Genomic DNA, 24,547 nt, shown 5'->3' with positions numbered 1-24,547 from the left:
TGTTCTCGATCAGTTCGCGGTGCGCAGGGCCACGCCGCGTTCGGGGATCGCGTCGGGGATGACGAAGACGACGCCCTGGACACGCACGAGGTTGCGGCCGCCGTCGCGCCAGCGGTACGGCGTCTTCACAGTCGGATCGTCGGCAGTGGGGATGCCAGCGGGCTTGTAGCAGGTGCGGTCGGACGCCACACCCGGATGGAGCCGGAACCACTCCTCGTCGTCGCGGGCACGAGTGAGTGCGCCCTCGCCGCGATACAGGGGCCAGAGTCCGGCATCCCACGTCCGCAGGTACTGGCACCCGTCGCGGTAGGTGAACGCGAATGGCAAGGCCCGCCGTGCCGCATCCTCAGCCGCGATCCGGTCGACGGTGCTCGGGATCGAGAGGACGCCGTGGAGTGCGAACTCGCGCTCGCCGACCTGAGCCTCAGCCTTCTTCACCTCGCGCGCCCCGAAGGGCGAGGCCGACGCCGGGGAGCTCGGCGCCGGGACCGGTTCGGTGGCGGAGGTGCACGCGGCGGTGGTCAGGGTCAGGGCCGCTGCGAGCGCGGCGGCGCTCAGGGTGACGGTCTTGTTCATAGCGGTGTCCTTTCTGGACGGAGTGGGGGATGCACCCGGTGCCGGTGGGTGGCGTAGCGGAGGTCTATGCGAAGGCCGGCTCGGGTTCCTCGGCGGTGGTGGTGTCGAGTTCCTCGCGCGCGGCGAGGATCTTCGACACGGTCCGCTTGTTCACGGGTACGGCCTTGGCGATCGTGTTCTGCGACTCGCCGCGGTCCTTGCGGGCGAAGACTTCGGCGATGCGCGACACAGGCAGTTCTGAAGCACCGGCCTGCACCACCGCTTCGGCCTGCGCCAGGTGCACCGGCTGCACCACCGGGGTCTCCGCTCCGTCCTGCGCCGGTGCATCGGTGCGGTGCACCGCGACGAGGTGGGGGCGCTCCACGGTGTGCGCCGGCTGGGTCTCGGACTCCTGGTGCACCGGTGCACCGGGGCGGTGCACTGCCTCGTCGTCGCTGGTCAGGATCAGTGCACCGGTATCCGACGCAGGGGCCGGTGCATCGTCTGCGGGCTGGTGCACCGGCTGCTCCGCGGGCTCCGGTGCAGTCTCCGTGGACTGGTGCACCGCCTGCTCCACGGCGGTCTGCTCGATGCTGTGCACTGGCGCGAGCCACGTCAGAGTGTCGGGGTACTCCGGTGTATCTGCGTGCTCCGCGTCGCGGTTCGCGGTGGTCTGCACCGCCTGCACCGGCTCCGCGTCGGCGGGGGTGCCACGCCACCAGGTGCGCACACGCTGCGGGATCGACGGACGAGCGGCCCGCTTCTCCTTGCGTCGCGGGCGGGTCGCGGCCACTAGTCCCACAGTGCACACCGCGATCAGCCCGTCGAGGATCAGCGGGAACAGTGCGGCGTCGAAACGGCCGTAGTTGTAGTGCAGTGCGAGGTCACGCAGGGCCGCGAAGCTGAGTCGGAACGCCGCGCTGGCCAGGCCGATGATCGCCAGGAGGTAGAACCAGAAGATCGCGAGGCCGGCCCCCTGTACCCGTGCCCACGCGGCCATGAGGTGGAACAGCCCCAGCAGTGCGGTCGGCCCCAGCAGAGCGAGGACGACGGGGCCGATCGTCGCCCAGTGCAAGCCGTGGACGATCACCGTGTGGGCGATGTTCCCTGCGATGCTGGCCACCGTCGCGGAGATCAGCAGGGTCCACAGGATCGCGCGTACTTCACGCAGGGGGTCCGAGATCTTCTCGGTGATCTTCATGGTGTCCCTCCTCGGGGGCGGCTGCCTGATCGGCTCTACGATCGGCTTCATGCGGTGTTCGTGGCTTGGTGATCGGCTACGGGATTGGTTCGTCGGCTAGGCGATCGGCTGCTGGATCGGTTACTGGCTCGTGGATCGGCTTCCTGATCGGCTACGCGATTCGTTCACGCCGCAGCGCTCCGGGGCGACGCAAAACCCCTGGTCGAGGCCTCGCGCAACGGTGCCCGCGGGCCTCCAGCCGTGCGGGGCATCGGGGTCGGGCACCAGGTGCTCCCCACGCAACCCGCGGAGGTAGGGCGGTACACGTCGCGTGAGGGTGGCGGTAGAGATGCCCGATCGGCGGGCGACATCGGCGGCGGACATGCCCCCGAGGATGCAGGCGGCGGCCAGCTCGATCACCGCGTCATCGATGCTGCGCTCGGCGGTGCGGGCGGCGGCCAGGTGACCGCGTCGGCTCTCCACGTCGATCGCGGGGTCGGCAGCGGCCTTCAGGCGCTCGGTGACGGTCGCGGACAGAGCGGCGATCCGGCGCAGAACCTGCGATTGGATGTCGCGGCTCGCGGTGACGTTGCTCGGGGTCGGCCGGCGATAACGAGCCATCAGGCCACCTCCTTCTTCTGCTTGCGCGGGGCGCGGTGCATGATCCGGCTGAACTCCGCCAGGGGTGAACCCTCGGTTCGCACGGCGTCCTGGAGCGCGGTCCTGCCGATACCGAGCCCTGCGCAGACCGCGTCGGGATCGTCACCAGCGGCGATGAGCAGCAGAGCCATGCGCCGTCGGAAGCCTTGCGTCTCGCCCGCGGCGGTCCGCCAGGCCTTGATCGCAGCCAGAGCGGTGTTCGTGTCGGTCGGGGCCTCGGCGGCGGCCAGCAGGTCGGCGACCCTAGCCGCGTGGACTGTGCCGAGGAAGTTCGCCTGCGAGGCGGTGGTCGGGGCCGTCTGGGCGGCGAGCTCCGGGGTGACCTTGATGAACGCCATCTGTCTGTCCTTTCCTGCTGGACGGTCTGAGAATCGGTGTGCCGGACCGTCTTAGAACTGGCTCGGGGATTGCGGGACGGTCGCGCTGTCTTCACGCACGCGCGCTGCCCCCGGTTTCCTGGATTCCAGTGACCGCCTCGTTCACGGCGGCCGCGACCAGGGCCGGATCGAGTTCGGGATCGGCGGGCTTGTACCGGCCCACCTCGGCACGGGCGACGGACCATCGACCGTTGCCCCCGTCCACCAGATCCGCCCACCGCGCATGAGCGAGTGGCTGTCGGGCCAGTCGGCGCTGAAGCGTGTTCGGATGCACGTCGAGGGCTTCGGCGAGCGACATGCGCCGCACGCCGCCGAGGACGAGGCAGGCGAGAACAGGGTCGAGCGCACCATCGAGAGCGGCACGCGAGCCGTGCAGGTGCAGCACCGACTCGAGGGCCTCATCGACCACGGCGGCCTCGGGGACGGCTCCCTGACTCACCGTGCTGATCGGCCGAAGCGCAGACGCGTACGCCCGGCCGAGGTCGCGGGCCGCGGCGATCATGCTCTCCCTCGCGGCGCGGCGGCTCACCTTTTCCTTTCGACCGAACATCCCGTAGTGCAGCTCCGGCACGGCGGGCGCAACGGGAGCAGGCGCGTCGAGGCGGTCGGTGAGCGTGCTGTGACGGATCGACATCAGCCGAGCGAGCTTGGTCGAGCTGATGCCGGCGCTGATGAGCTCCCGGAGCAAGTCGGTCACGGCGTTATCGAGCGCGGGCTTCGCGCCGATCAGGTGCAGTGCCGCGGCGAGAGCGTCCTCGACCGTGGGCGGGGCGGCGACGGTGCGGCCGGCGACCTTCGCGAGCGGGCGGAGCGCATCGAGGTGCGCCGCGCGGACGGCGTCCGCGGCGGCGATGATGCGGTCGGTGGTCGTGGTCATGGTTGGAACTCCTGTCGGATCAGCGCCGGGGAGTGGCGGGGACAGCGGCGGCGAACGTCTCGGGAAGCAGCGGCGTGAACGCGACGGGCTGGCCGTCCGAGCCGATGAACACGCCCGAGAAGCGGTCACCCTTCGCCGACTCCGCCTCCGCCACGACGTCAGGCCACTGCACGTTCGAGAACATCCGGCCGATGTGTCGGGTCACCTTGCCCAGGACGATCCGGTTCGACATCGACGCCAGCAGCGCGCCACTGATTCCGATCACGGCCTGCGTGGCGAGCAGCAGGTGCACGTCGCTTACTCGGCCGGTGTTCGCGATGTGGCGGAGCAAGGTCAGGATCTCGGGGGGCATGCGGTGCTCTGCGTAGACGCCGAAGTCGTCGATGCAGAGGGCGATCGGTCCCCGCTCCGGATCCGGGTTGCGCTCGGACCGGCGGTGCCGCAGCTCGTCGTGCACCTCGGCGATGAAGTCCTCCACGCCGGCGTAGATGCCTTCGACGAGCAGCACCTTGCCGTTGCTGCCGACCTGCCGTTCGAGGGCGCCGGCCATCTGGCGGAGCAGCGTCGACTTACCGCAGCCGGCGTTGCCGGCGAGCGTCAGGTTGGGGTGCCGGCGGAGATCGACAGCGATCGGGTCGCCGTCGGGGGTCGAGCCGATGGGGACGGTCAAGGTGGCGTTGGTGTTCGTGATCATGGTGGTCTCCGTTCGTGGGTCAGTTGACGTTCTGGAAGGCGGCGGACAGCGGCGCCGATCCGGGGTTGTAGGCAGGACTGGTCATGTCCCAGGCCGCGGCGCCGGGATCGGGTTCCAGCTCTCCCGTGACTGGGTTCAGCCGGTCCAGGACGACAGTGCCGAGGTCCTCGACAGTGCCGTCCGGCTCGAAGGACTTGTCGCCCTCCCACGCCCCCCACGACTGCCACGCACCGTGCGCCCCGGGGGCGTCGTCTTCGATCGGGAACTGGTGTCCCCACCGCTTGAGGCGCGGGGTACCTGCGGTGTCGCGAGCGAACTTCGCGGCCTGGTCCGCGTCGTTGTAGAACGACTGGAACTGCACCACTTCGGCGTCGTCGGCCATCACGATCCCGCGGCCCTTCTGGCCCGGGAGGATCCCCTCACGCGCGGCCTTCGCGGCGTCGCGATCCTGCTCGTCGAAGAGCCGCTGGATGTGCGTGTCGGACGCCTTGCCGAGCACGGCGCGGATGCTGAGGTGCTCCTTCACCTTGTTCGGGAGCGCCGCGACGTAGACGTGCTGTCCGGCCACGATCAGGTGCACGCCGTAGGCGCGGGCCTTCGCCCCGATCTCGCCCAACATGTTCACGGTGGCTTGCGCCTGAGCCTTGGCGACCTTGTCGCCGCCGTCGCTCAAGGCGGTGTTGAGGAACTCGCCCATCTCGTCGAAGATCAGGACGACGCGCGGCCAGAGGATGTCGTCGACGCCGAGGCCTCGGTCCGCGAGCTCGTTGGCCACGGCCGCGCGGAACTTGTACAACTCCCGCAGCTTGTGCACGGTGGCGTGCATGAGTGCGGGAGTCGCAACGCTCAGGTGCGTGATCCCCGGGACGTTCTCCTTGTAGAGGCTGCGGAACTCCGGCGTGCCCTTTGCATCTGCGAGCCACACTTCGGCGCCCTGCGCCGCGAGACTGCGCGCGAGGATGACCATGGTGGTGCTCTTGCCGCTGTTCGTCATGCCGAAGATCGCGGCGTGACTGCGGTCCTTGAGCCGCGGCGCGACCACCTCTCCGGTCTCGGTCACGCCGAGGAACAGGCGCACCTCGTTGCTGACGGCGTAGCGCTCGGCCTCGGTGCGCGGCAGCCAGAGACGCCCCGCCGACAACGGGTTCGACTTGGGGAACGCACGCACCAACGGCTTCGAGTTCAGGTGGATCGTCGGCCGCAGTCCGTCGCCCGCCGTCACCGTCAGCTCCGGCATCGCCAACGCTGCGCGCAGCGCCGGCTCAGCTGCGATCACGTCGCGCGGCAGCATCCCCGGCGGCAGTGTCAGCGTCACCGTTCCGCCTCGGTCGTCGGATCCGAACTCGCGCTGCGGGTACTTGATCTCGCCGGTCTTCGGGTCGATCACGCGGAGGCCGACGAGGTCGAACAGCTCCTGGTGGTAGGTGCCACCGGTGGTTGCGCTGCGGTAGAAGGCGCGCGTCTTCGGATGCTCGCGCCAGCCGTTCGTGGTGTCGAAGGCGTTGGTGCGGACGAGGAAGAACTTGCGCTTGTCCTCGCCGGGCTCCACCTCGTAGTCACCGAGGTTCTGCCGGCGGGCGGTCTCGGCGAACATCGTCTCCGCGACAGCCTTGCGTCCCTCGCCAGCGAGCTCGGCGGGCACGGTGACCTGAACGTAGAGCGTGTCCCCTCGGGTGAAGACCTCAGCGCCGAAGCGTGCGTCGAGGCCGAACGCGGCGTGGTCACCACCGAACAGCGCGGTCTCCCAGGCGTCGATCACCCAGGCAGGACCGGTGAGCTGCGGAGCGGCTTCCTCGGCGCGAGGGCCCTGCGGGCGTGCCGCACGGATCTCGGGGAGCAGCGCCATGTACCGGTCGGCCGCGGCCCGTACCTCGCCGTCGTGGTCAGCCTGGCTCCGCTGGGGTCGGTCAGCGGCGGGCTTGATGGAGGCGTCGGCGGTCTTCGTCTTCTTCGTCGGCGCCGCGGCGGTGGTGGTGGTGGTGGACGTGTCGCCGAACAGTTCGTCGAACCCGGTCATCGTCACGCCCACCTCGGGTCGATGCGGGGGCCCTGCACTTCCTCCGCCGCGGGAGCGGTCGCCTGCCGTGCGGCAGGTGCGTCCATGGACAGCACAGTGATGAACCAGTCGCGCGCTGCGTCGCGCTCGAACGGGGTTGCGCTCTCCACGCGCGCGGTGCGGAGCAGGTGATCGCGGACGCTGTCCAGCTGCTTCGCGCCCACCGTGTAGTCGCGGGTGTCTACGGCGACCCAGGCGTCGCCGGAGCCCTCGATGCCGTTCACGCGCACGACCGTCGCGGCGGGGGTGAAGGCGCCCTGCTCGTCGGTGTCGCCCAGGCCGGCGAGGCGGCAGGCGTCGACCCATGCCTGCTCGATGCGGCTGATGTTGCCCGACCGGCTCACGGCCGCGGCGAACGCGGTCCCGGGGGCCCAGGGCACTGCCCACCCGAACGTGGCGTACCGCTGCAGATCCTCAGGCGTGGTTGCGGGTGCAGCCGGGATCTTCGGCTCGGGCATCGGGGGCGGGGCGAGGCCCACGTTGTGGGGATCCCACACCTCACGCGGTGGGACCTGCGCGGCGGCTTCCGCGTGCGCGCGCTGAACCTGCTCGGCATGTGCGGCCTCGGCGATGGCACGTCCGCGGGCCAGCTCGGCGGCGCCGCGCTGCTGCTTCTCAGCGGCGCTCTCGCGCAGGTTCGCGATCACGACCCAGGCGATGAACGCCGCGAGTCCTCCGAAGAACACGAACGCGCCCGCGGGGCTGTTGGCGAAGTCGCTGACCCAGCCGCTGAACCCGCCGCCGGAACCGCCGGACGACGGCGCCGTGGTGGTCGACGCGTCGTCGCACAGCGCGCCACCGATGTAGTAGTCGCTGCTGGGGTCGCAGATGTCCGTGTTCGGCGTGTTCGCGTGCGCCACCGACGTGTTGAGCGTCGCGACCGCAAGGCTCGCGAGGGCGAACCCGCAGGTCAGGCGGCTGCGGACGCCGGGGGACGTGACACTCAGCCCCTGGGAGCTGCGGCGGTCGGTTCGCGTGATCATGTCGACCATGCTTGCCCGTTCTAAGACGGTCCCGCAATGGCGAACGCCCTGGTCAGAGCCATTTCTGGCACCTCACGACGGCGTATGGCACCGCGTGGCGATCGATGCCGCGTCAGAAAAAAGTTCTGGGACGCGACACGCTCCTGACCTGCGGGTTTCATCTGAGTCGTCGTCTGGTGGCGGCTTCAGCCATAGTGCTGCGGCACACGGCGCTGCGAGGCGCTTGGAACCACGGAAGGGCACGAAGTGAAGCAGAACAACATGGTGAGGAAGCTGGGCTACCGGCCGCGCGAGGTGGTCGAGGCGACAGGCTTCAGCCTGCGCACCGTCCAGCGCAAGATCTCGTCGGGGGAACTCGTCGCGCACCGGTGTGGAAGCGCGGTGATCGTCTATCCGGAGGATCTCGATGCCTGGTTGGGCTCGCTCCCGCGTGTGGTGACCGGAGACGCGGCGTGAGCACCGAAGGAATCCGCGCCGCGGCCGAGAACCTATTCCGCGCAGCCCATCCCGCCGACCGCCACGGAGCCCTCATCGCGGGATGCCGCGCCGCAGCACGCGTCGCGGATCCGGATCACGTCCAGGCGTTCACCGTCGGCAAGCTCGCCGACGAGGAGAAGGAGAGGTCCGCGGAGATCGACACCTGGTTGGACCTGCATTGGGCGCGGATCGCGCCCTAGATACGCGAAAGGGCCGGTGTCGGCCGGCCCGCTTCGCTTCGAGTAGTACCCCCCGCCCGCATCACTGAACGGAAGGACGTTCTCATGATGGCATACGAAGCCCTCGACGCAACCCTCACGGACGACACGCCGAAGACGGCGTCGAGCCGCACCATTCTCCTGAACCTGCCCGTCGCTGGCGTTCGCATCACGGATCAGGACCAGCTCGAGCCCTACCTGTCTCAGCCGCTCGCCCACGGCGAGCGTATCGCCGGCCTGGTGATGACCAGGGAGGGGATGGCTGTCACGGTCACCGTCGCCGATGGAGAGGTGGTGGCGGCATGAGTTGCATCGATCCCACCTACGACCAGCGTGGCGACCTCTGGGTCGGATACCGCCGCGCTTGGGAGACCGCCGAGGCCGAGGTGGTGGCGCGGTACGCCGGCGTGCAGATCGACGTCGTCCGCTCGGGACGCCTCGCCGTGACGCTCGACGAGGTGCGCCGGTACATGGCCGCGCACGGCATCCCCGAGCCGACGAGCATCCCTGAGAAGCTGTCGGCCTGCACGCCTGAGGAAGCGGCCTTCTTCGTCGACGCCATGCTCCGCGCTGGCCTCGCCCTGGTGCCAGCGCGGGTCGGTGACAAGCCTCCGATCTCGGAGTGGTGGACCGAGCGTGCCCCGATCGGTCGGGACGAAGCGATCGCGCACCTGGTCGCCGGCGGCAACCTGGACTACGACGCGGGACAGAGCGGCGTCGTGGTGATCGACTGTGAGGACGCGTCGTCCACGGCGTCGATGAAAGCGCTGGGCATGGTGCCCGACGCCATCACCGCGAAGGCACAGGACCCCACCACCTCGAAGTTCTGCGGTTCGCACTTCATCGTGCCGATCCCCGATGGCGTCGACCGGGACACTCTCGAGACGCGGACCGCGATCAAGCTGCCTGGCGGCGGTGTCGTGGACATCCTCGCCGGTCCCGCTGATCCCAAGCTGCGCAGTACCCGCGTCGTCGTGGGCCTGGGATCGCGACTCGACGTCGCGCCCGGGTACCGGTACGGACACACCGCCGATGGCGTGTTCACGACCGGCGAGTTCCAGAACCGTGGTCTCGCCGACTGGCTGTTCAGCAACGAGGTCGAGTGCCCGGAGTCCGTGGTGCCGCTGCACGGGATCCTCCTGCCTCGCCAGAAGCGGGAGTACACCCCGAACCCCAATGCGGACAGGATCACCCAGGAGGTCGACGGCATGGACGTCGACGCCATGCTCGCAGGGCAGAACCGGGTCTGGATCACGGAGTACGACTCGGACGGCTGTTACGTGCTGGGTTCGGACACCGGCTCCACCAACCGCTCGGCGGTGATCCACGACGGGTGCTCGGTCGGCCGCGGCGTTCACGCGTGGTCCGGTCACCTGCAGGAGGAGTGGGGGCGGCCGCACGGCAGCCGCCTCCAGTTCACCGCGCTGATCCACGGCGAGTCCGAGGCAGACGTCGCGAAGCGGTTCGACATCGACCTGAGCACTCCGCTCACCGCGGTCCCCGCGCCGGAGGGGTTCGAGTACCAGGAGCAGGATCAGGTGGCGGCGGAGACGCCCACCGCGGACTCCACTAACACCAGTGAGCAGCAGCGCTCCGAGAGCGCCCCCGCAGAGGCCTCGGATGACCTCGACGACGGGGACTCGGACGCCCAGGTCACCGCCACCGCCGAGGAGCTCGAGCAGGTGCGGCGGCTCCGCTCGGAGATCCAGGTCCGCGAGCGGCGCCTTGCCCTCATGACGCCGGGGCTGGGGCGCGCGGATCACTGGGCCAAGTGCACGGGCGTGTACCTCCATGGCCTGGTGACCGCGCTGATCTGCCACAGCATCACGCTGGTGCCCCCGAACGTCGTGCTCCCGTCGCGGCAGGGGCTGACCTTCTCCAAGGCGATGGGCGTGTCGGTGAACGCCTTCGGCCTGCTGAACGGCCCCTCGGCCGCTGGCAAGACGGTGACCATGGGTGTCGCCAACGCAGCGATCCCGATCGGCGGCCTCGGCATCAAGCCGATCAGCGACGGCACCGCCGAGGGCATCTGCCGAAAGGCGCGGAACGCGGATCACGGCTGGGTGGAGATCACCGCGACGGGCCTCCTCGTGGCCGCTGATGAGTTCGACTCCGTCGCCGAGGAGATGGGCCGCAACGGCTCCAAGTACGACGCGTTCACCCGCAAGATCTGGATGGGCGTGGAGGCCGGGTCCACCGCCAGCGATAAGAAGAAGGACGCTCAGCTTCCCGCGCACAGCACCCGCGTCTGCATGCTCTACGGCGCCCAGCCGGGAGCGCTGACCCCGCTGATCGGGCAGGCCGGTCGGGGCACCCCGCAGCGGTTCGACTTCGGACTCGCCGGCGTGGTGCACAGCAGCGAGCGCGACGAGCTGTACGGGAAGCAGCCCACCCAGCCGATCCTCATGCACCAGGACCGGCTGCCGTGGTGGACGCCGACCGGTCTGCCGCCGGGGTACACGCCGCCGGAGCCCGACGAGGACGGCAACGTGGTCACCGTGGGTGGCCTGCCCGGATATGACGAAGCACCTCCGATCTGGGTGGGCGTCCCGGAGGTGGTGCAGAAGATCATCGACGCGGAAGGTGACCGCGCTGCTCTGCGGGCGGCGGACTGGGACCGTGCCCGACGCGAGGACGAGGCAGGCATCAGCGGCCACAACGTCCTGCTCCAGGAGCGCATGGCGTTCGCCATCGCCATGTGGGACGGAGAGCACAACATCGCGCAGGAACACTGGGGCGCTGCGGAGTTGCTCCTCGAGATGCGTCAGCTGGTGTACGACGCCGCAGTCATCGAGTCGCGCATCACCGCGGGGAAGACGAAGACGGCCGAGGGGGTGGACCGCGGCATCGTCAGCGCGGGCGCCAAGGCCTCCGAAGCGGCTACCACGGCACGACACCTGCAGTCGGCCTGCGACCGCATCATGGACCTCGTCGACGCCGCGGCGGGTGTCAGGGGAAAGGCTGCGCTGCGCAAGAAGGTCGAGAAGGCCAACCCGCGGCTGTTTGAGAATGGTGCCGTCCGGGTCGCGTACCTCGATGCCTCGCTGTCGAAGGTTCAGCGCGGGTTCGCTGCCACTGCTGTCGCGCAACTTCGAACCCAGCAGGTCATCACCGGGGAGGAGTCCGTGACCCGGCGCCCAGCCCTCACGGTCGCGCCTCCGATCGGAACCATACCGGCGCCCGCAGCGTAGGTTCCACACGTGCTCCACAGCGTGGAGACCCCGCAGCCGAACTCCTGGCTGCGGGGTCTTCCGCTTCCGGGCGAACCGAGGTAGTGGCGGCCACTACTTACGCAAGAACCAGGACAGGAAACCGGTTCCCACCTGCGGGTATGTGAGTAGTGGCTGTAGTGGCGGCCACTACTGGCTGCCCCGCGCTACGAGCCACTGCTCCACTGCCTCACACGAAAGTGAGAGTCTGATTCATTATCTTTAATTTCGGTCACCGATCGAGGGCCGTAGACCTGCTGTGGAGTACCGATTCGGCGCCGTTTCGGCGGAGGGCGCGGGCCAGGGAGTAGTGGCCGCCACTACAGCCACTACTTGTATCAGCGCAGGTGAACGGTACTTTCTAGCAGTGGCTCCGGCGCAAGTAGTGGCCGCCACTACGGACTTTGTGATCTTGAATCGCAGACGTCCCGTACCTGTTCGACGACCATCCCCGTCACCGCAGCCGAACCCGGAGTCCACGCCGCGCATCGAGCTCTGGAGTCCACGCCGCGAGCGACTCGTAGCCCCTACCCGTCGTCGCCTCCCGGCACCGGCGGCCGATCCGCGAGCCGTCCCTCGAGTGCCTTGTCCCAGTCGATCGCCGTGCCGGCGTCGGGATCCGGTTCCTGGTCCGGTGCCGACAGCCGGAACACGATCCAACCGTCAATGCCCGGCGGCGGTTTCCTGCCGCTGGGTTCGAACAACTCGATGTGATGCGGGCGTCCGTTGGGTGGCCACCGCTCGGTGAGGTACGGGATGAACGCGTCGACATCGTGGAGGGCGAGCGATTCGCCGTCGGGCAAGTCCTCCAGCGAGAACGGGACCTTCACCTCGTTGAACACCAACTGATTCTCTAAAACAGAGAACAGAAGCGGGTGGGGACTCGCCGATGTGTGGGCAGTGCGGCACCGACCAGTCGTCACCGCGGGCCCGAGCGGCGCGCCGCCGCCCATGCCGCCACGAAGCCCTGGAGAGTGTTCGGCGTGGGTGACGAGATGCCGGCGAAGTGGATCCCGAAGCGTGTGACGCAGGCCGACCACGCCGTGGGAGCAGTACTGCGGCGCGTGCGCGAACGCGCAGGACTGACGCTCGATCAGGCAGCCGAGGCGTCCGGCATCAGCAAGCCCGTCCTGAGCAAGACCGAGCGCGGGGAGCGAGCCGCGAGGGTGACCGAACTCCTGCCGCTCGCCACGGCGTACAGGGTGACCGCCGAGCAGATCGTCGCCGAGATCGCGGCCGACCCCGAGGTGCAGGCAGCGGGCGACCAGTAGCGCCTACCCGCCGCTGCTCGGCGGCGGCCGGTAGTTCTCGTCGATCAGTCGCTGGATCTCGCACGCCGGGATGAGTGTGCGACCGCCGAGTCGCATCGGCACGATGACACCTTGCCGCATCAACCTGAAGAAGTGCGTGCGGCTGATCCTGAGTACGCGGATCGCCTCAGGGATGGTGAGAAGCCGGTCATCGGGCTCCATGTCGGGACACTAAACCCTGATCAGGATGCATAGCGAGGTCCGATGCGATGCCGGTGCATCCGCGTAGGCACCGGTGGATGCATCCGCGACCCGTCCCCGTGGCCCGAATGCGCGTTACGCGAACTCGGCGAGGTGCCGACGCACAACCTGGAGATCGCGCGCATGGTCACGATCGATCCGCCGTGACTTCAACGTGAACGCGGACTTCTCGATGACCGCCAGCCGAAGCCCGTGCTCAGGGATCAAGATGCGCTTGCGTTCGTCGTAGCGGCGGCGCTGCTCACCGCGCCCCATTCCGGAGACGGTCTGGCGGCGGTCGAAGAACGGGGACGGCGCCGAGTGTTGCTCCTCCTGGAACTCGATGACCAACCGAAGGTCCGGCCAGTACCCGTCGACTGGGAGCTTCACCCCACGGGGCAGTCGGGGCGTGGGATCACCGCGCAGCCAGTCGAACCGCGCCTGCCGAACCCCGGGCACGCCGAGCACCTCGTCACAGAGGGTGAGGATGTAGTGCTCGTCGGAGTTTGCGCGGCCGGCCACGGCTCGATTCTGCACTCGGCGGTGTTGCGCCGCCCCACTATGAACTAGCTCTCCCACCGCTACTTCTCAGGTCATAACGCCTACACTGGTCGGTAGGTGCATCTAAGGTGCATCTTATGGACAGGACACCATGAGCATCGACCCACACACTCTTCACCCAGCCGAGGACATCCCTCTGGGGGACCTCCCGCCGGCTGATCCGACGCTGCTCGGTAACGCCCCGCTCGAGGTCGCGGTGATCGAGATCCGCTACACCTCGTCCACCCCCGAGATCTCCCCGGAGACCGCGGCCGCCTTCCGCGACGAGCTCGTGGAGAACACCGGCGTCGACTACCCGAACATCCAGCCCACGGTTCAGCAGCAGATGCGCATCGACTTCGGGGCCAACGGCGTCTCCCAGGTCGCCGCGGAGTCGCGCGGGTGGCAGATCGCGTCGGCGGACGGCACCCTCATCACCCTGATGCCCGACATCCTGATCATGCAGATCAATCGCTATGAGCGCTGGAGCACCAGCGTGAAGCCCCCGTTGACCGTCCTCGTCGAGTCCCTCGCCCGACTGGTCAAGCCGTCGCTCGTGCACCGAATCGGTCTGCGTTACGTCGACCGCTTCCACGACAGCGGGTTCGACTCCGCCGCGGCGTGGCACGGCCGAATCCATGACACCCTGCTGGGCCCGGTACTGAATCCCGACTTCGGTGCCAGGGTCCAAGGAGCCCAGCAGCAGGTGGAGATCCGCATTGACGACCACCACGGCGCGTTGCTGCGTCACGGCCCGGTCCGTGACGACTCCGGCAAGTGCGTGCAATACCTGCTCGACACCGACGTGTTCCGCCACTCCTCGTTCACGTTCGACCCAGGACAGGTCGTCATCTCCGCCGAGCGACTCAACCGCACGGCGCTGTCGATCTTCCAGTCGTCGGTCACCGACACCTACCTGAAGGAGCTCCGGGAGGGAGGCGAGAGATGACGATCATGCAGCAACAGCCGACCGGCTCCCGCGTGCTCCGGTCACCGTCCCAGGTGCGTGAGCGACGGCATCGGCATCCGGCGCCCTGCGATTCCAACGTCTGGTTCAGCACGTTTGTGGAGATCAGTTCGTCCTCGGGACTGCGAGACGCTGTCGCGCACTTCTCCGGCGCGCTCGATCCCTGCGCCTGGGATCAGTTCCGCGTCGAGGTGTTCAAGGGGCTCGACGGTCAGTTGAACCTCTCGGGCTCGGCGCTGTGGTTGACGGCCCCGTACACCTTCATCGACACGGTGATGGACACCGAGACCGACAGCAGCGTCGACGAGACCGCCGATGTCGTCGACGCGTTCGAGCGCCTCCGCGCCGAGCTGGGCCTCACGCAGAAGGAGATGTTCAAGGCGACCGGCATCAGCAAGCGCACGTTCCACTCCTGGTCGGACAAACCCGCCGGGAGCCGTCCACGCGTCGCCAGCCTGGGACGGTTGTGGGAGCTGGCGGACGCCGTCGACGATCTGCGCGAGACACTGGATCAACCGCTGAGCCGGTGGCTGCGCGGCGATGAGAAGCGCATCGGCGCCCTGCTCGACGGCAGGTTCGACGAGCTCGTGGACCTCGCCGTGGACCGCGCGCCGTTCCCCCGACGCGAGATCGGCACCTCGGTCTACGAGGGCATCGCCGCGGACGTCGAGACGCCGATCATCCGTGGCTCGGAGCCGCTGGTCACCGAGGATGTCGAGGACGGATTCGCCCGGTGACGATCGATCGGCTCCTACCGGAGTCATGGACCCCAGAGACGCTCGCCGCGCTGGAGCGGTGGAGGCAGGGGCACCTCATCGAGATGGACCGCGGCGCCTGGATCGTCCCGGCATGGGTGGACGACCCCGTGACAGGTGAACCGTCTGCCGGCGGCGCGGTGGGCGAGGTGCGTGCGCGTTCCGCCCCTCTGAGCGACACCGGGTACGCGGTGGTGGTCTCGCAGACGTGCGACATCGCGGGCGATCCGGCGCGGCGGCATCCGCTGGTGCAGGTATGCCCTGTACGCGACATCTCGGAGTTCTCGCCGGAGAAGATTCAGCAGGTCAAGGACCGCTTGGTCTCCGAGTACGTCTGGCTCAGTAAGCCGCCTGTCGAGGGGGCGATGTGGGCTGTGGACTTGCGCGCCATGGTCTCGGTGAGCAAGGGCCTGCTCGCGGCGGTGGAGCCCATCGAAGGCTTTGCCTCGATCGAGGATGAGCTGATCCTCGGGCAGCGCCTGGCCAGCAAACTCGCCCGCCCGGCGGTTCACGACGCGCTGGCCGGCCCAGTGTTCGACGCTCTGCGCAAGTTCATCGCAAAGGCCAAGAAGTCGCAGGTCTGGTGCGACGACGTTGAACAGTTGCGACTCGAAGTCGTCGAGGGGACCGCACTGTATCCGAAGCGGGTACGGCTGCTCGTCTTGACGGATCACAAGTTCGGACCCTCCGAGAGGAAGCCGCTACGGGAAGAGTGGAAGGCCCACAGGAAGGCGTTGAAGGACGCTGGGATCACCTGGGAATCAATCCACTTCGTTACCGTCGACCATTGCTCGGTGAGGTTGTATCGCGCCACTATTCCGATTGAGGTTCTCACGTTGGAACGGGGAAGGTTCGCGTAGATCCCGACTGCGGGCTTGGGAGCCCGTCTCCTCCTCGGTTGCGAGGAAGCGATCTGACACAGCTGGTCGCGCGTCTCGCTCGATCCCAACCGACACGCCGCGCCCTCCACAGCTACCCGACCTCGAATCCCCACGTGATCGCGCGGGCGAGACTCGGCGAGTAGTACGCGCGGTCGGCTGTCTTCTTGAACCGCAGGGACCCCGGGTGCTCGGGGAACAGTAGGTACGTCAAGTCCGGTTTGGACCAACGCGGCTCATCGAACGGCCACGGCAGGTGGTGTCCGTCGGGGTAGCGCTCCGTCAGTACCTTCTCCGCGTCTTCGCCGAGACCGATGATCAGACGCGGCGCCACAACGTCCAACTCCGCGTCGAGGAAGTGTCTGCAGTTGTCGATCTCGTACCGCCGCGACTTCCGGTCGTCCGGCGGGTGACAGTGCACCACGTTGGTGATGAACAGTTCGGACTTCTTCCGGTCGATGAGCCGCAGCGCGCGGTCGATGTAGGTTCCACTGCCGCCGGTGAACGGGATCCCCGAGTCCATGCATTTGCGGCACAGGCTCTGTCCGACGATCGCCACGGGCGAATACTCCGATCCGTACCCACGTGCGGACCCCGTGACGCCGGGCACGTTCAACTCGTCGCAGGCCCGACACGCCTTGATCTGCTTAGCGATGAGGTCCAGCTGTCGCCGTCTGGTGTTCGTCGCCATCGCCTGATCGTCGCACCTATCCCCGACGCGACGACTAGGAATCCGAGAGGTTCCCCCGCACATGTCGGTGCCCCGTGTCACGCTTGCGCGCATGCCCCACACCGCCGAGCAGCTGCACTCCCTTGTCGCCGCCTGCGAGCAGTTCCGCGGCGCCAAGGCCCCCGACGGCTACCGCGACGGCCTCGCCCTCTGTGTCGTCGACTCGGTGCAGTCCACCGGCGTGAAGTACTCCAGCGTTGAGAATGTGGTCGCCCGATACCGGGCCCACCGCCGCGCGCAGGGCGGTGACCCGAACGCCGACGGCGTCCCGGAACTCCTGGCCACCTTCGACGAGCTGGACGGCCCGGACGGCTGGGCGCAGAAGATCGGCAACAGCAACCGGACTTCCACCCGCGGCGGGGTGCTCAAGTCCCAGGCGATTCGAGATGCGGCACGCGTGCTCGACAGCGAGGGAATCGGCGACACCGTCGCCCTTCGAAAGTCGGCCGAGGACGACGTGCGGCTGGAGCAGGTACGCAAGGCATGGTGCGCGGTGAAGGGGCAACGCTACGGGATCACGTGGCACTACATGCAGATGTTGGCCGGCATCGAGGGAGTGAAGCCGGACCGGATGATCTGCCGGTTCGTGGCCGACGCACTGGGTCTGCCCCGACGGGGTGTCATGCCGCCGTTCGCCTTGGCGGTCTTGACTGCCGCGGCCAAGGAGCTGGACATGTCACCAACCAGCCTCGACCACGCGGTGTGGCAGTTCCAGCGGAACCGGAAGTAGGTTCCGCTCTCCGACCGCTTCACTTCCCGCACCCGCCACGGACTCACCCCGTCGCAGTGGCCGTCGGGCGATGTGCCTCAGCTCAGGTGACCATCCCAGACTCCGTGTCCGCCCGCGAGCCAGAGCTGTGCGAGTAGGTATCGCCCCTCGGTGGTTGTGCGGTACGGGTTCGGTCCCGTCATTCTCTGGCGACCGGCTTCCTTCCCGTCCTCCCACGCCTGCCGCTGTTCCTCGGGAGTGGTCTCGACCCCGTCGACGGAGTTCCCCATCAGCGTGTCGATGAGAAGGTTCAGCCCGCCAATGGCGGACTTCAACACCTCGATGTAGTCGTTCGCGCCGTCGTCGTAGAACTCGTCTGACATCGGGGCCTCCTCAGGGCGGTCTCGACGGAGCGTAGACGCGGCGGGCGCAGTCTTTTCGGTTCTGCCTGTCGGCGCCGCCGAGTAATCTCCCACCTATGCGAGCAACCTCGGCCGGCGGTCTCGAGAGACCGCGGTAGCCCCACCCCGTAGCGGATCTGCGGGACTCGGTGGGGCGCCCCAGTTTTCGAGGATCCGCCGTGTCCCGCACCGATGCTCACGCACCTTTCCGTGTCCGCGTTGCCCGCCGCGAAGTCTCCGTCGTTCCCGTGCACCGCTGCGCCGCCCGCGAGTGCGACCTTCCCGACCTCGACCCCGACTGGACCAACGGCCGTGTCGGGCGCTGCTACTGGCAGTGGATGTTCACCGGCATCGAGGTCTGTTGCTGCTGGATGTGTCACTGGCCCAAGCGCCGTCACCCTCGCAGGTCCGGTCGCGGTGCGCGCCGAGCTCAACTCCGTGGAGTTGCCCGGGAGTGGAACGGGGGAGACGCGGAGGCTGGTTGGGAGGTGTGACCGGTGGCTTCACATCTCCACCGCGGTGAAGCACCAGCCGAGCGGACGGAGGTGGTACCGGCCGGCGTTGTCGGGCGGCACCTCCACCAGGTAGCCGTCTCCGTTGATGATCGCTGTGTCACCACCCCAGCTGAGCACCGCGGTGTCGCCCGCCGTCGCCACCACGGCGACGAGGGTCTCCCGGTCCACCACCGGCTGGTCGAACCCGTTCCAGGGCTCGTCGAAGCGGTAGGCGAAGAACTCCTCGTCGTCGGTCGCCGGGTAGCCGTCGATCTCGAACCGCAGTGTGGGAGCCCCGGCCGGGAACACCCGCTCGAAGCCCCACTCGAACTCCATCGCGTACCGGTCGGCGTTGTACGGGTCCGGGTACACCTCTTCGCCGTCGATCAGCGCGATGTTGCCGTCCCAGGACAGCTGGGTTCCGGGGCGGGCGTCCACCACCGCGGTGAGGGTGTCTCGGTCCACCACCGGCACCAGGCAGTCGTTCCACGGCTCGGCGAAGTGGTGGGCGGTGAACGCCTGGTCGGTGCCGGTGAACGTGAACTGCTTGCTCATGCGGGTGACGGTAGTCGGGGCTGGTGTCGGGTCAGGCGCACTTGATGTCGCGGTAGTGCTCGCAGCGGTCTCGGACCAGAATGTGGCTGTGGAGGCGAGTTGGGCGAGCAGTGCTGCCACCCGCGCGTCCATGGTGGCCAACCGGCGCCGTGACACGAAACCGGAACTGGCCGTGAGGCGACTGGTCCACGCAACCGGCCTGCGATACCGCGTCGACTACGCGCCCCTACCCGGCAACAAGCGCTCGCGGGCCGACCTCGTGTTCACCCGCGTCAAGGTCGTTGTTTTCATCGACGGCTGTTTCTGGCACGGCTGCCCGCAGCATCACACATTCCCGGCCACCAACGCCGACTACTGGCGGTCCAAGGTCGAGGGGAACCGTGCGCGGGACGCGCGGACCGACGCCGCGTTGCGCGAAGCGGGTTGGACGGTGCTGCGGTTCTGGGAGCACGAAGACCCCGCCGTGGTCGCGGGACGCATCGTGGAGACCGTTCGCGTATCACGCCCGCGGTGAAGGGCGGTGCGGCGCGTCGCCGAATTGTTGTCACCGCGGACCGCTAAGGTACGGCTCAGAATGCGGCAACCGGACGAAAACTCTGGCATCATCGAACGTATGTTCTATGTACTGGCTGTACGACCGGGATCGAGGAGGTGGGTCGGTGGCAGCGCCTAAGCCACGATCGCGGAGCAAGGCCAGTCCCGACGCCCTCCGGGTGGCGAGCTTCTTCGCCGGCATCGGCGGGTTCGACCTGGGGTTCGAACGCGCCGGGATCCAGACGGTGTGGCAGTGCGAGAAGAAGCCGTTCTGCCTCGACATCCTGGAGAAGCATTGGCCAGACGTCCCGCGGCGGGACGACATCACGGAGGTAGGCGCAGATGACATCCCCGAAGCGGAGATCTGGGCGGGCGGGTTCCCGTGCCAAGACGTCAGCCTCGCAAGAATGGGTCCTCGAAGTGGACTCCGAGGGAAGCAGTCAGGACTCTTCTACGACTTTGCAAACCTCATTGGAGAACGTCGCCCCGAACTTGTCGTCCTCGAAAACGTTGCGGCACTCCTCTCTTCCCACGATGGACGAGATTTCGCAATCATCCTTCGGTCGCTGGCCGACGTCGGGTATGGCGTTGCGTGGCGAGTATTTGACAGTCGACACTTCGGCGTCCCCCAGAGTCGCTCAAGAGTCTTCGTTGTCGGATCTCTTAGAGGTCCGGAGACCGCCGCTTCGATACTTTTTGAGCCCGAATGCAGCGACCGGAATACTGAGGCGCGCCGACCGGATGGGGAGAAATCTATTTCCCCCTTTGCGATCCGCGTTGGAAATTCTAAGCAGGGGTACGTAAAGAAGCTCGCTCACTGCCTGTACGCGGAGTCCGCCCGACACACGGGAACAGACTGGTCGCGCAACTACGTCTCCTACCCAGAAGGCGCCGTACGGAGGCTGACCCCACTCGAGACCGAGCGGCTACAGGGCTTCCCGGACGACTGGACGATGCCGACACACCTCATGCCCAATGAGGACACTCTGGACTCAGCGCGGTACCACGCGTGCGGCAACGCGGTGTCGGTTCCAGTCGCCGAATGGTTGGGACACCGCATCGTGGAGGCGATGGCCAGCTCGCACCTGGATGCTCAGGTATCCCCTCTGAACGTCACGCCCAGGTCCGCGTAGAGCCTCTGCAAGTACTTCGGACTCGGGCGCAGCTTCGGGTCCACAGGTAGCCACTCTTCGGGGATCGGCGCATCCTCGGCGCCGATCCGCGCGACGCTTTCCGGCTCGAGAAGATCAGCGAGCGTGGTGAACCGGATGCGGTAGCAGCCGCTGTCATGAACCGGCATCACGATCCCCGCGTCGAACGCCCAGTGGTGGAGCTTGCACAGGGCGATGCCGTTCTGAACTACGTCCAAGTCGTGTTTGCTCCAGGCCAGGATGTGGGCCGCGTCGATGCCTGAACGAACCCCTGGGATGCCGCCGTATCTGGCACCGCACATCACACACCGGTGGTCGTAGACAGCGCGTACAGCGGCGCTGAACTTCTGCCCTGACGGGCCGCGCGACTTCGCGAGGCGGTACTGGTGCGCGGAGCGAGCGCTGACTTCCGGGGCATCCTCGCCGAGCTCATCCGGCGGCGGCAGGGTGGGCCCGGGCTTCGGCCGAACGCCGAGCATCCTCTCCAGCGCCGGCAGCGGATCAGTTCCCTCCACGTAGGGTGCCGCCGCCGGAGACGCCGCCAACTGCTTGATGATGTTGCTGACCACCGTCGTCAGCTTCCCGTCCACGACCTGTCCGGAAGCGAGGTAGTCCTGGTGCTGCTTGATCAACTGCTGCAGCCCCGTGGGCAGTGACTCGGCGGCGGAGTAGACCGCGGTGATTCGTTCCCATCGCGCGGCGACGCCGACGTCGTCCGAGTTTCCCTGGTTGGCGATGGTGATGAACGATGGCACGAATGTCACGAGCTCCGCGTTGCCGCTGAACTCGCTCTCGGACCCGAATCCCACTTCGGTGACCGTGTACTGCTTGGACCGCGCGATCGGCAGGTCGAAGGGCGTGCGGCGATACGCGCGAGTCGCGTCCGGAAGCAGCAGCATCGGCGCCACGATCCGCCCGATCTGGATCTGCGGCGTCAACATGGAGCGAAGCCGCGCCTTGCCGGAGTCCGCCGGGTCGAGCCAAAGTCCCGTGTCGCGCACGATGCCGTCCGGCCAGCGCATCTTGAACGTGAACCCCTCGAGGCTCAGCGGGCTGAAGGAGGAGTGGCTGCCGACTACCTCGTACTCGCCGCGGCCACCGGAAGTGCGGAACCCGATGTGCAACTTCGCCCCTCCTATTCAGACACGTCAGTTTCTCACCGACGGTCCCAAGCGCTGGGATGGACACGAACGCCGCCAGGGATTTCTTCTCCGGTCCGACAAGGGACATGGCGCGCCCCGGACGACTACGAGGACGGCGACCGGCACGCTGACGGTGCTCGACCGTAGGCTTCGCGCCATGACCCTGGAACTCGTCGACCACCGCGCCCCCGCGGCAGAGAAGCGCTCGTGGACCCCGTTCCCATCGTCCGACGGCTACGAGCACCCGGACTGGTGGAGCAGTGCCAAGGGCGCGGTCGGAGACCCGTGGTTCGTCCAGGTGATGGAGGACGGCGTCGAGGTGGCTCGAGTGCAGCTCGACGAGCGCGGGGGCATCAACCCGGAGTACGCGGGCGCGCCCGCGATCGACAGCGACGAACTCCTGGAGATCCAGAACATCGAGGTGCGTACCACCGCCCGCCGACGCAGGGTCGCGACACGGGCGCTGCAGGCCCTCGCCGAGCGGCACCCCGAACGCCGGCTGATGGCGTACAGCAAGGGCGCTGGCGCGGACGACTTCTGGAACTCCCTCGGCTGGGAGGCGTTCTACTACTCGCAGCGGGGCCTGACCGGAGGCATCCTGTTCATCCAGCCCCCTACGCTGGAGCCATGAAGGGCATCGAAGGCATCGAGTGGACGGGCGGCAGCGTGCGCTCGGACATCGCGGCGAATCCCGATGTCCTGCTGCACGCCGTGGGCTTCATAGGGGACGTCCCCGTCGCCACCGCCGAGGCGTTCCGTAACTATGTCGAGAACTGGATGATGGGGCCCGACACGGTCATCGAGGGCGACGGGGCCCTGATCCACGACTCCTACACCGACCGCTTCGTGTTCCCCGCCGTCGGCATGGCCGGCGGGGTGCCCGTCTACGCGATCGAGGGCTACGGGACCTTCCAGCGCTGACCGGGCCGATGGGCTACCGCTGCATCCACCGCCTCAGCTCCGCCCGCGCCTGCCCCTCGTCCATGGCGCCGGTCCCGCGCAGCAGCCGCCACCAGGTCCGCTCCTCGGCGAAGTAGTCCTCGACCCACGCCGGGAGTTCCGGGGCGGTCTCGTCGTCGTCCATGTCGAATTAGACGCACGCCGGCGTCGATCGGTTCCTGCAACCCCGATCGGCACCCGAACATGCATCGCCGGAACCCGCTTCCAGCCCGCCGCGAGCAGCGTTACCGTGGCGGCCATGTCCGCCGACGACCCCGCCGCCGACCAAGAGACCTGGATGCTGGCGCTGTCTCCGGCTGACCAGGCCGCATGCGCACGCGACATCGCGGCCGCGGCCACCGATCGGGGCGCGTTCGACATGGAGCTGATCGCGTGGCGGGAGAGTGCCATCGCCGCCGGCCTCGACCAGACCGCGAACCTCGAGTGGCTGGACGGCGACGAGGTTGTGGAACGGCCTTAGCGGCCACATGTCGCTACGCGGCGTCCTCGTCGGGTCGACGCCGCGGGTGGTCCTTCTGAGCGATGGTGCCGCCGGGAACAGCCGCATCAACGGCGGCCCGGCCATGGAGGATGTAGGCCTCTTCGCTGCCCGAGGCGAGAGTGGTCTGCTCCTTCTCCTTGCCCGCGCCGCCGCCGGCCGGGCCACCCATGCCGCCCATGGGGCCCATCATCGGCATGCCGCCCGCGCCCATGGGCCGGGTGCCCGTAGCGTGAGCCGGGGCCGCGCTCGTACCGGTACCAGTCGCCGAACTCGTCTTGGTCTCCGGGCCCACCGAGAACGCGGTGCGCTGCTGCTCGGCGGGGCGACCGGAAACGTCCGTACTGGTGTTGAGGTTCGCCGCCGACGTGCCGCTGGTGACGGGCTGAGTGACGGTGCCTGCGCTGAGACCAGTCGCCGACGGGGCGCTGGCCGCCGGAGCGCTCGGTGTGACGGTCGCGGCGGGAGTGCTGTGCGTGGATGTGGTGGGTGCGCTACCACCGCCGAGGGCCACAGCAGTGGGACCGAGGGCGCGCGCCGCATCATCCAGGCCGAACACGCCGTCCGAGCCCAGGATCTTGTCGAGCGGGGAGGTGCCGGTCTCCTTCTTCTTGTCCTGTGTCGGCTGACTGCTCTGCGGCACCTGCGGGGTGGCCGCGGTGGGAGTAGTCGCCGCGGCGGGCTGTGCCTGGGCCTGCGCGGCGGGCTGCTGCTGTTGCTGACCGAGGAGCGCTGCGAGAGCGGCGGCGGACTCCGGTGTGGCGGTGTTGGTGGTGGTCTCGGCCGGCTTCGCGGACGACGGAGACGGGGTACCGCTCGGAGTGGCGGACGGCTTCGCGGTACCGGCGGGGGTCTTGCTCGGGTCGGTGCGCTTGCCGGTCTCGCCGGAGGGTCGACCGGTACCCGTCGAGGGCGCAGTGCTGCCGCCGGTGCCGTTGCCGTTGCCGGTGCCGGGAGTGCCAGTGCCGCTGTCGGCGGAGGTGTCCTCCGGCGTGATCTTGGCGAGCTCCAGGTTCGCCTTCTTCTCCGCGTCGTCATACGCCTTGTCGGCCTCGCGACGCTTGCGATGGAGCTCGCCCAACTTCTTCTGCGCGTTCTCCAGCTCGGTCGAGGCTGCACTCGTATCACCACTCGCAGTGGCCGCGTCCTGCAGCTTCTTCTTCGCCGCGGCGACTGCCTCCTCCGCGGCCTTGATCTCGCTGTCCTTGGGTGCGTTCTTGTTCCACGCCTTCGCGGCGTCCTCGCGCAGCTTCAGAGCCTTTGCAGTGGCAGCCAGGTTCGCGGAGAGCTTCTCCGCGGCGACCGCCTGCGCGGTGAGCGTCTCGCACCGAGTGGCGACTGTCTTGCCCGCGCCAAGGGTGTGCAGCTCCGCCACCTGCTTGCGCAGGGCGATGGCACCGTTACTGGTCGCGACAGCGGCGGCGTGAACCGCGCTGTACCCGAGATCCTCCGGGCGGTGTTCTCCCGACGGCGCCAT

General features: G+C 68.2%; 31 protein-coding genes. 14 read left to right on the top strand and 17 right to left on the bottom strand.

From position 1 onward, the window contains the following. Nucleotides 1-9: 9 nt before the first annotated feature. The 8 genes from EH231_RS17425 to EH231_RS17390 all read right to left on the bottom strand — a co-directional run bounded on the left by EH231_RS17425 (nt 10) and on the right by EH231_RS17390 (nt 7,382). The gene (locus EH231_RS17425) at nt 10-576 is read right to left on the bottom strand and encodes a hypothetical protein (RefSeq protein WP_124712883.1); all 567 of its coding nucleotides are present in this window, start codon (nt 574-576) and stop codon (nt 10-12) included. A 64-nt stretch (nt 577-640) separates the two neighbouring features. Continuing rightward, nucleotides 641-1,756 (bottom strand): DUF2637 domain-containing protein, encoded by a 1,116-nt coding sequence (locus EH231_RS17420; protein ID WP_164480932.1) that lies wholly within the window; start codon nt 1,754-1,756, stop codon nt 641-643. Nucleotides 1,757-1,876: 120 nt separating this feature from the next. Then, entirely contained in the window at nt 1,877-2,356 is a 480-nt protein-coding gene (locus EH231_RS17415) for a hypothetical protein (protein ID WP_124712881.1), read from the bottom strand. Continuing rightward, nucleotides 2,356-2,733: a hypothetical protein gene (locus EH231_RS17410; protein WP_124712880.1), complete on the bottom strand. Its 378-nt coding sequence runs from the start codon at nt 2,731-2,733 to the stop codon at nt 2,356-2,358. Before EH231_RS17410 ends, EH231_RS17415 begins: the two co-directional genes overlap by 1 nt. Nucleotides 2,734-2,824: 91 nt before the next feature. Continuing rightward, entirely contained in the window at nt 2,825-3,649 is an 825-nt protein-coding gene (locus EH231_RS17405) for a hypothetical protein (RefSeq protein WP_124712879.1), read from the bottom strand. Nucleotides 3,650-3,668: 19 nt separating this feature from the next. Beyond that, entirely contained in the window at nt 3,669-4,343 is a 675-nt protein-coding gene (locus tag EH231_RS17400) for an FtsK/SpoIIIE domain-containing protein (RefSeq protein ID WP_124712878.1), read from the bottom strand. A gap of 19 nt (nt 4,344-4,362) precedes the next feature. Further along, a complete protein-coding gene (locus tag EH231_RS33890) occupies nt 4,363-6,360 on the bottom strand; it encodes a helicase HerA domain-containing protein (RefSeq protein ID WP_164480931.1) in 1,998 nt (665 codons plus the stop codon). A gap of 2 nt (nt 6,361-6,362) precedes the next feature. Further along, on the bottom strand, nt 6,363-7,382 hold the full coding sequence (locus EH231_RS17390) for a hypothetical protein (protein WP_124712877.1): 1,020 nt from the start codon (nt 7,380-7,382) through the stop codon (nt 6,363-6,365). A gap of 261 nt (nt 7,383-7,643) precedes the next feature. Here EH231_RS17390 and EH231_RS17385 point away from each other — a divergent pair, with 261 nt between their 5' ends. The 4 genes from EH231_RS17385 (at nt 7,644) to EH231_RS17370 (ending at nt 11,268) form a co-directional block, all read left to right on the top strand. After that, the gene (locus EH231_RS17385; RefSeq protein ID WP_241177757.1) at nt 7,644-7,838 is read left to right on the top strand and encodes a helix-turn-helix domain-containing protein; all 195 of its coding nucleotides are present in this window, start codon (nt 7,644-7,646) and stop codon (nt 7,836-7,838) included. After that, nucleotides 7,835-8,059, top strand: a complete 225-nt coding sequence (locus EH231_RS17380; RefSeq protein WP_124712875.1) for a hypothetical protein — start codon at nt 7,835-7,837, stop codon at nt 8,057-8,059. Before EH231_RS17385 ends, EH231_RS17380 begins: the two co-directional genes overlap by 4 nt. A gap of 84 nt (nt 8,060-8,143) precedes the next feature. Next, nucleotides 8,144-8,383, top strand: coding sequence for a hypothetical protein (locus EH231_RS17375; protein ID WP_124712874.1), 240 nt, complete (start codon nt 8,144-8,146; stop codon nt 8,381-8,383). Further along, on the top strand, nt 8,380-11,268 hold the full coding sequence (locus EH231_RS17370; RefSeq protein ID WP_124712873.1) for a bifunctional DNA primase/polymerase: 2,889 nt from the start codon (nt 8,380-8,382) through the stop codon (nt 11,266-11,268). The genes EH231_RS17375 and EH231_RS17370 overlap by 4 nt, the downstream gene beginning before the upstream one ends. Before the next feature lie 545 nt (nt 11,269-11,813). Here EH231_RS17370 and EH231_RS17365 read toward each other — a convergent pair. Beyond that, nucleotides 11,814-12,128: a hypothetical protein gene (locus tag EH231_RS17365; protein WP_124712872.1), complete on the bottom strand. Its 315-nt coding sequence runs from the start codon at nt 12,126-12,128 to the stop codon at nt 11,814-11,816. Nucleotides 12,129-12,269: 141 nt separating this feature from the next. On the opposite strand from EH231_RS17365, the gene EH231_RS17360 reads away from it, so the two are divergent. Continuing rightward, nucleotides 12,270-12,557 carry a helix-turn-helix domain-containing protein gene (locus tag EH231_RS17360; protein ID WP_124712871.1) on the top strand — a complete coding sequence of 96 codons (288 nt, stop codon included), beginning with the start codon at nt 12,270-12,272 and terminating at the stop codon, nt 12,555-12,557. 3 nt (nt 12,558-12,560) lie between these two features. Here EH231_RS17360 and EH231_RS17355 read toward each other — a convergent pair whose 3' ends face one another. Beyond that, nucleotides 12,561-12,758 carry a helix-turn-helix domain-containing protein gene (locus EH231_RS17355; RefSeq protein ID WP_124712870.1) on the bottom strand — a complete coding sequence of 66 codons (198 nt, stop codon included), beginning with the start codon at nt 12,756-12,758 and terminating at the stop codon, nt 12,561-12,563. A 114-nt stretch (nt 12,759-12,872) separates the two neighbouring features. Beyond that, nucleotides 12,873-13,298 carry a hypothetical protein gene (locus EH231_RS17350; protein ID WP_124712869.1) on the bottom strand — a complete coding sequence of 142 codons (426 nt, stop codon included), beginning with the start codon at nt 13,296-13,298 and terminating at the stop codon, nt 12,873-12,875. A gap of 130 nt (nt 13,299-13,428) precedes the next feature. Between EH231_RS17350 and EH231_RS17345 the strand changes: the two genes are divergently transcribed. From EH231_RS17345 to EH231_RS17335, 3 genes are read left to right on the top strand one after another with little or no spacing between them, the layout of a single operon-like run. Continuing rightward, nucleotides 13,429-14,265, top strand: coding sequence for a TIGR04255 family protein (locus EH231_RS17345; RefSeq protein WP_124712868.1), 837 nt, complete (start codon nt 13,429-13,431; stop codon nt 14,263-14,265). Beyond that, nucleotides 14,262-15,020 (top strand): helix-turn-helix domain-containing protein, encoded by a 759-nt coding sequence (locus EH231_RS17340; RefSeq protein ID WP_124712867.1) that lies wholly within the window; start codon nt 14,262-14,264, stop codon nt 15,018-15,020. Before EH231_RS17345 ends, EH231_RS17340 begins: the two co-directional genes overlap by 4 nt. Next, a complete protein-coding gene (locus EH231_RS17335; RefSeq protein ID WP_124712866.1) occupies nt 15,017-15,898 on the top strand; it encodes a hypothetical protein in 882 nt (293 codons plus the stop codon). Before EH231_RS17340 ends, EH231_RS17335 begins: the two co-directional genes overlap by 4 nt. A gap of 112 nt (nt 15,899-16,010) precedes the next feature. Here EH231_RS17335 and EH231_RS17330 read toward each other — a convergent pair whose 3' ends face one another. Beyond that, nucleotides 16,011-16,607: a uracil-DNA glycosylase family protein gene (locus tag EH231_RS17330; protein WP_124712865.1), complete on the bottom strand. Its 597-nt coding sequence runs from the start codon at nt 16,605-16,607 to the stop codon at nt 16,011-16,013. Nucleotides 16,608-16,698: 91 nt separating this feature from the next. On the opposite strand from EH231_RS17330, the gene EH231_RS17325 reads away from it, so the two are divergent. Beyond that, nucleotides 16,699-17,376: a DUF8548 family protein gene (locus tag EH231_RS17325; protein ID WP_124712864.1), complete on the top strand. Its 678-nt coding sequence runs from the start codon at nt 16,699-16,701 to the stop codon at nt 17,374-17,376. 77 nt (nt 17,377-17,453) lie between these two features. Here EH231_RS17325 and EH231_RS17320 read toward each other — a convergent pair whose 3' ends face one another. Together EH231_RS17320 and EH231_RS17315 are read right to left on the bottom strand one after the other, a co-directional pair. Beyond that, a complete protein-coding gene (locus EH231_RS17320; protein ID WP_124712863.1) occupies nt 17,454-17,738 on the bottom strand; it encodes a hypothetical protein in 285 nt (94 codons plus the stop codon). A gap of 521 nt (nt 17,739-18,259) precedes the next feature. Further along, nucleotides 18,260-18,805, bottom strand: a complete 546-nt coding sequence (locus EH231_RS17315) for a hypothetical protein (protein ID WP_124712862.1) — start codon at nt 18,803-18,805, stop codon at nt 18,260-18,262. A gap of 88 nt (nt 18,806-18,893) precedes the next feature. On the opposite strand from EH231_RS17315, the gene EH231_RS17310 reads away from it, so the two are divergent. Then, a complete protein-coding gene (locus tag EH231_RS17310) occupies nt 18,894-19,319 on the top strand; it encodes a very short patch repair endonuclease (RefSeq protein ID WP_277425605.1) in 426 nt (141 codons plus the stop codon). 145 nt (nt 19,320-19,464) lie between these two features. Continuing rightward, nucleotides 19,465-20,472 (top strand): DNA cytosine methyltransferase, encoded by a 1,008-nt coding sequence (locus EH231_RS17305; protein ID WP_241177756.1) that lies wholly within the window; start codon nt 19,465-19,467, stop codon nt 20,470-20,472. Here the strand turns inward: EH231_RS17305 and EH231_RS17300 are convergent. Further along, nucleotides 20,433-21,614 (bottom strand): HNH endonuclease, encoded by a 1,182-nt coding sequence (locus EH231_RS17300; protein WP_206429580.1) that lies wholly within the window; start codon nt 21,612-21,614, stop codon nt 20,433-20,435. The two genes, EH231_RS17305 and EH231_RS17300, sit on opposite strands and share 40 nt — an antisense overlap. A gap of 175 nt (nt 21,615-21,789) precedes the next feature. On the opposite strand from EH231_RS17300, the gene EH231_RS17295 reads away from it, so the two are divergent. Continuing rightward, a complete protein-coding gene (locus EH231_RS17295; protein WP_124712859.1) occupies nt 21,790-22,263 on the top strand; it encodes a GNAT family N-acetyltransferase in 474 nt (157 codons plus the stop codon). Next, the gene (locus EH231_RS17290) at nt 22,260-22,553 is read left to right on the top strand and encodes a hypothetical protein (RefSeq protein WP_124712858.1); all 294 of its coding nucleotides are present in this window, start codon (nt 22,260-22,262) and stop codon (nt 22,551-22,553) included. Before EH231_RS17295 ends, EH231_RS17290 begins: the two co-directional genes overlap by 4 nt. Before the next feature lie 13 nt (nt 22,554-22,566). Here the strand turns inward: EH231_RS17290 and EH231_RS33885 are convergent, their stop codons facing one another. Then, nucleotides 22,567-22,716 carry a hypothetical protein gene (locus tag EH231_RS33885; protein WP_164480930.1) on the bottom strand — a complete coding sequence of 50 codons (150 nt, stop codon included), beginning with the start codon at nt 22,714-22,716 and terminating at the stop codon, nt 22,567-22,569. Nucleotides 22,717-22,830: 114 nt separating this feature from the next. On the opposite strand from EH231_RS33885, the gene EH231_RS17285 reads away from it, so the two are divergent. Then, nucleotides 22,831-23,052 (top strand): hypothetical protein, encoded by a 222-nt coding sequence (locus EH231_RS17285; protein WP_124712857.1) that lies wholly within the window; start codon nt 22,831-22,833, stop codon nt 23,050-23,052. Between the two features lie 13 nt (nt 23,053-23,065). Here EH231_RS17285 and EH231_RS17280 read toward each other — a convergent pair whose 3' ends face one another. Further along, nucleotides 23,066-24,547, bottom strand: coding sequence for a hypothetical protein (locus EH231_RS17280; RefSeq protein ID WP_124712856.1), 1,482 nt, complete (start codon nt 24,545-24,547; stop codon nt 23,066-23,068).

It is taken from the genome of Mycolicibacterium nivoides, from assembly GCF_003855255.1.
Lineage (GTDB): Bacteria > Actinomycetota > Actinomycetes > Mycobacteriales > Mycobacteriaceae > Mycobacterium > Mycobacterium nivoides.
The sequence above is the reverse complement of the archived record's forward strand: the minus strand, read 5'-3'. Positions and strand labels throughout refer to the sequence as shown.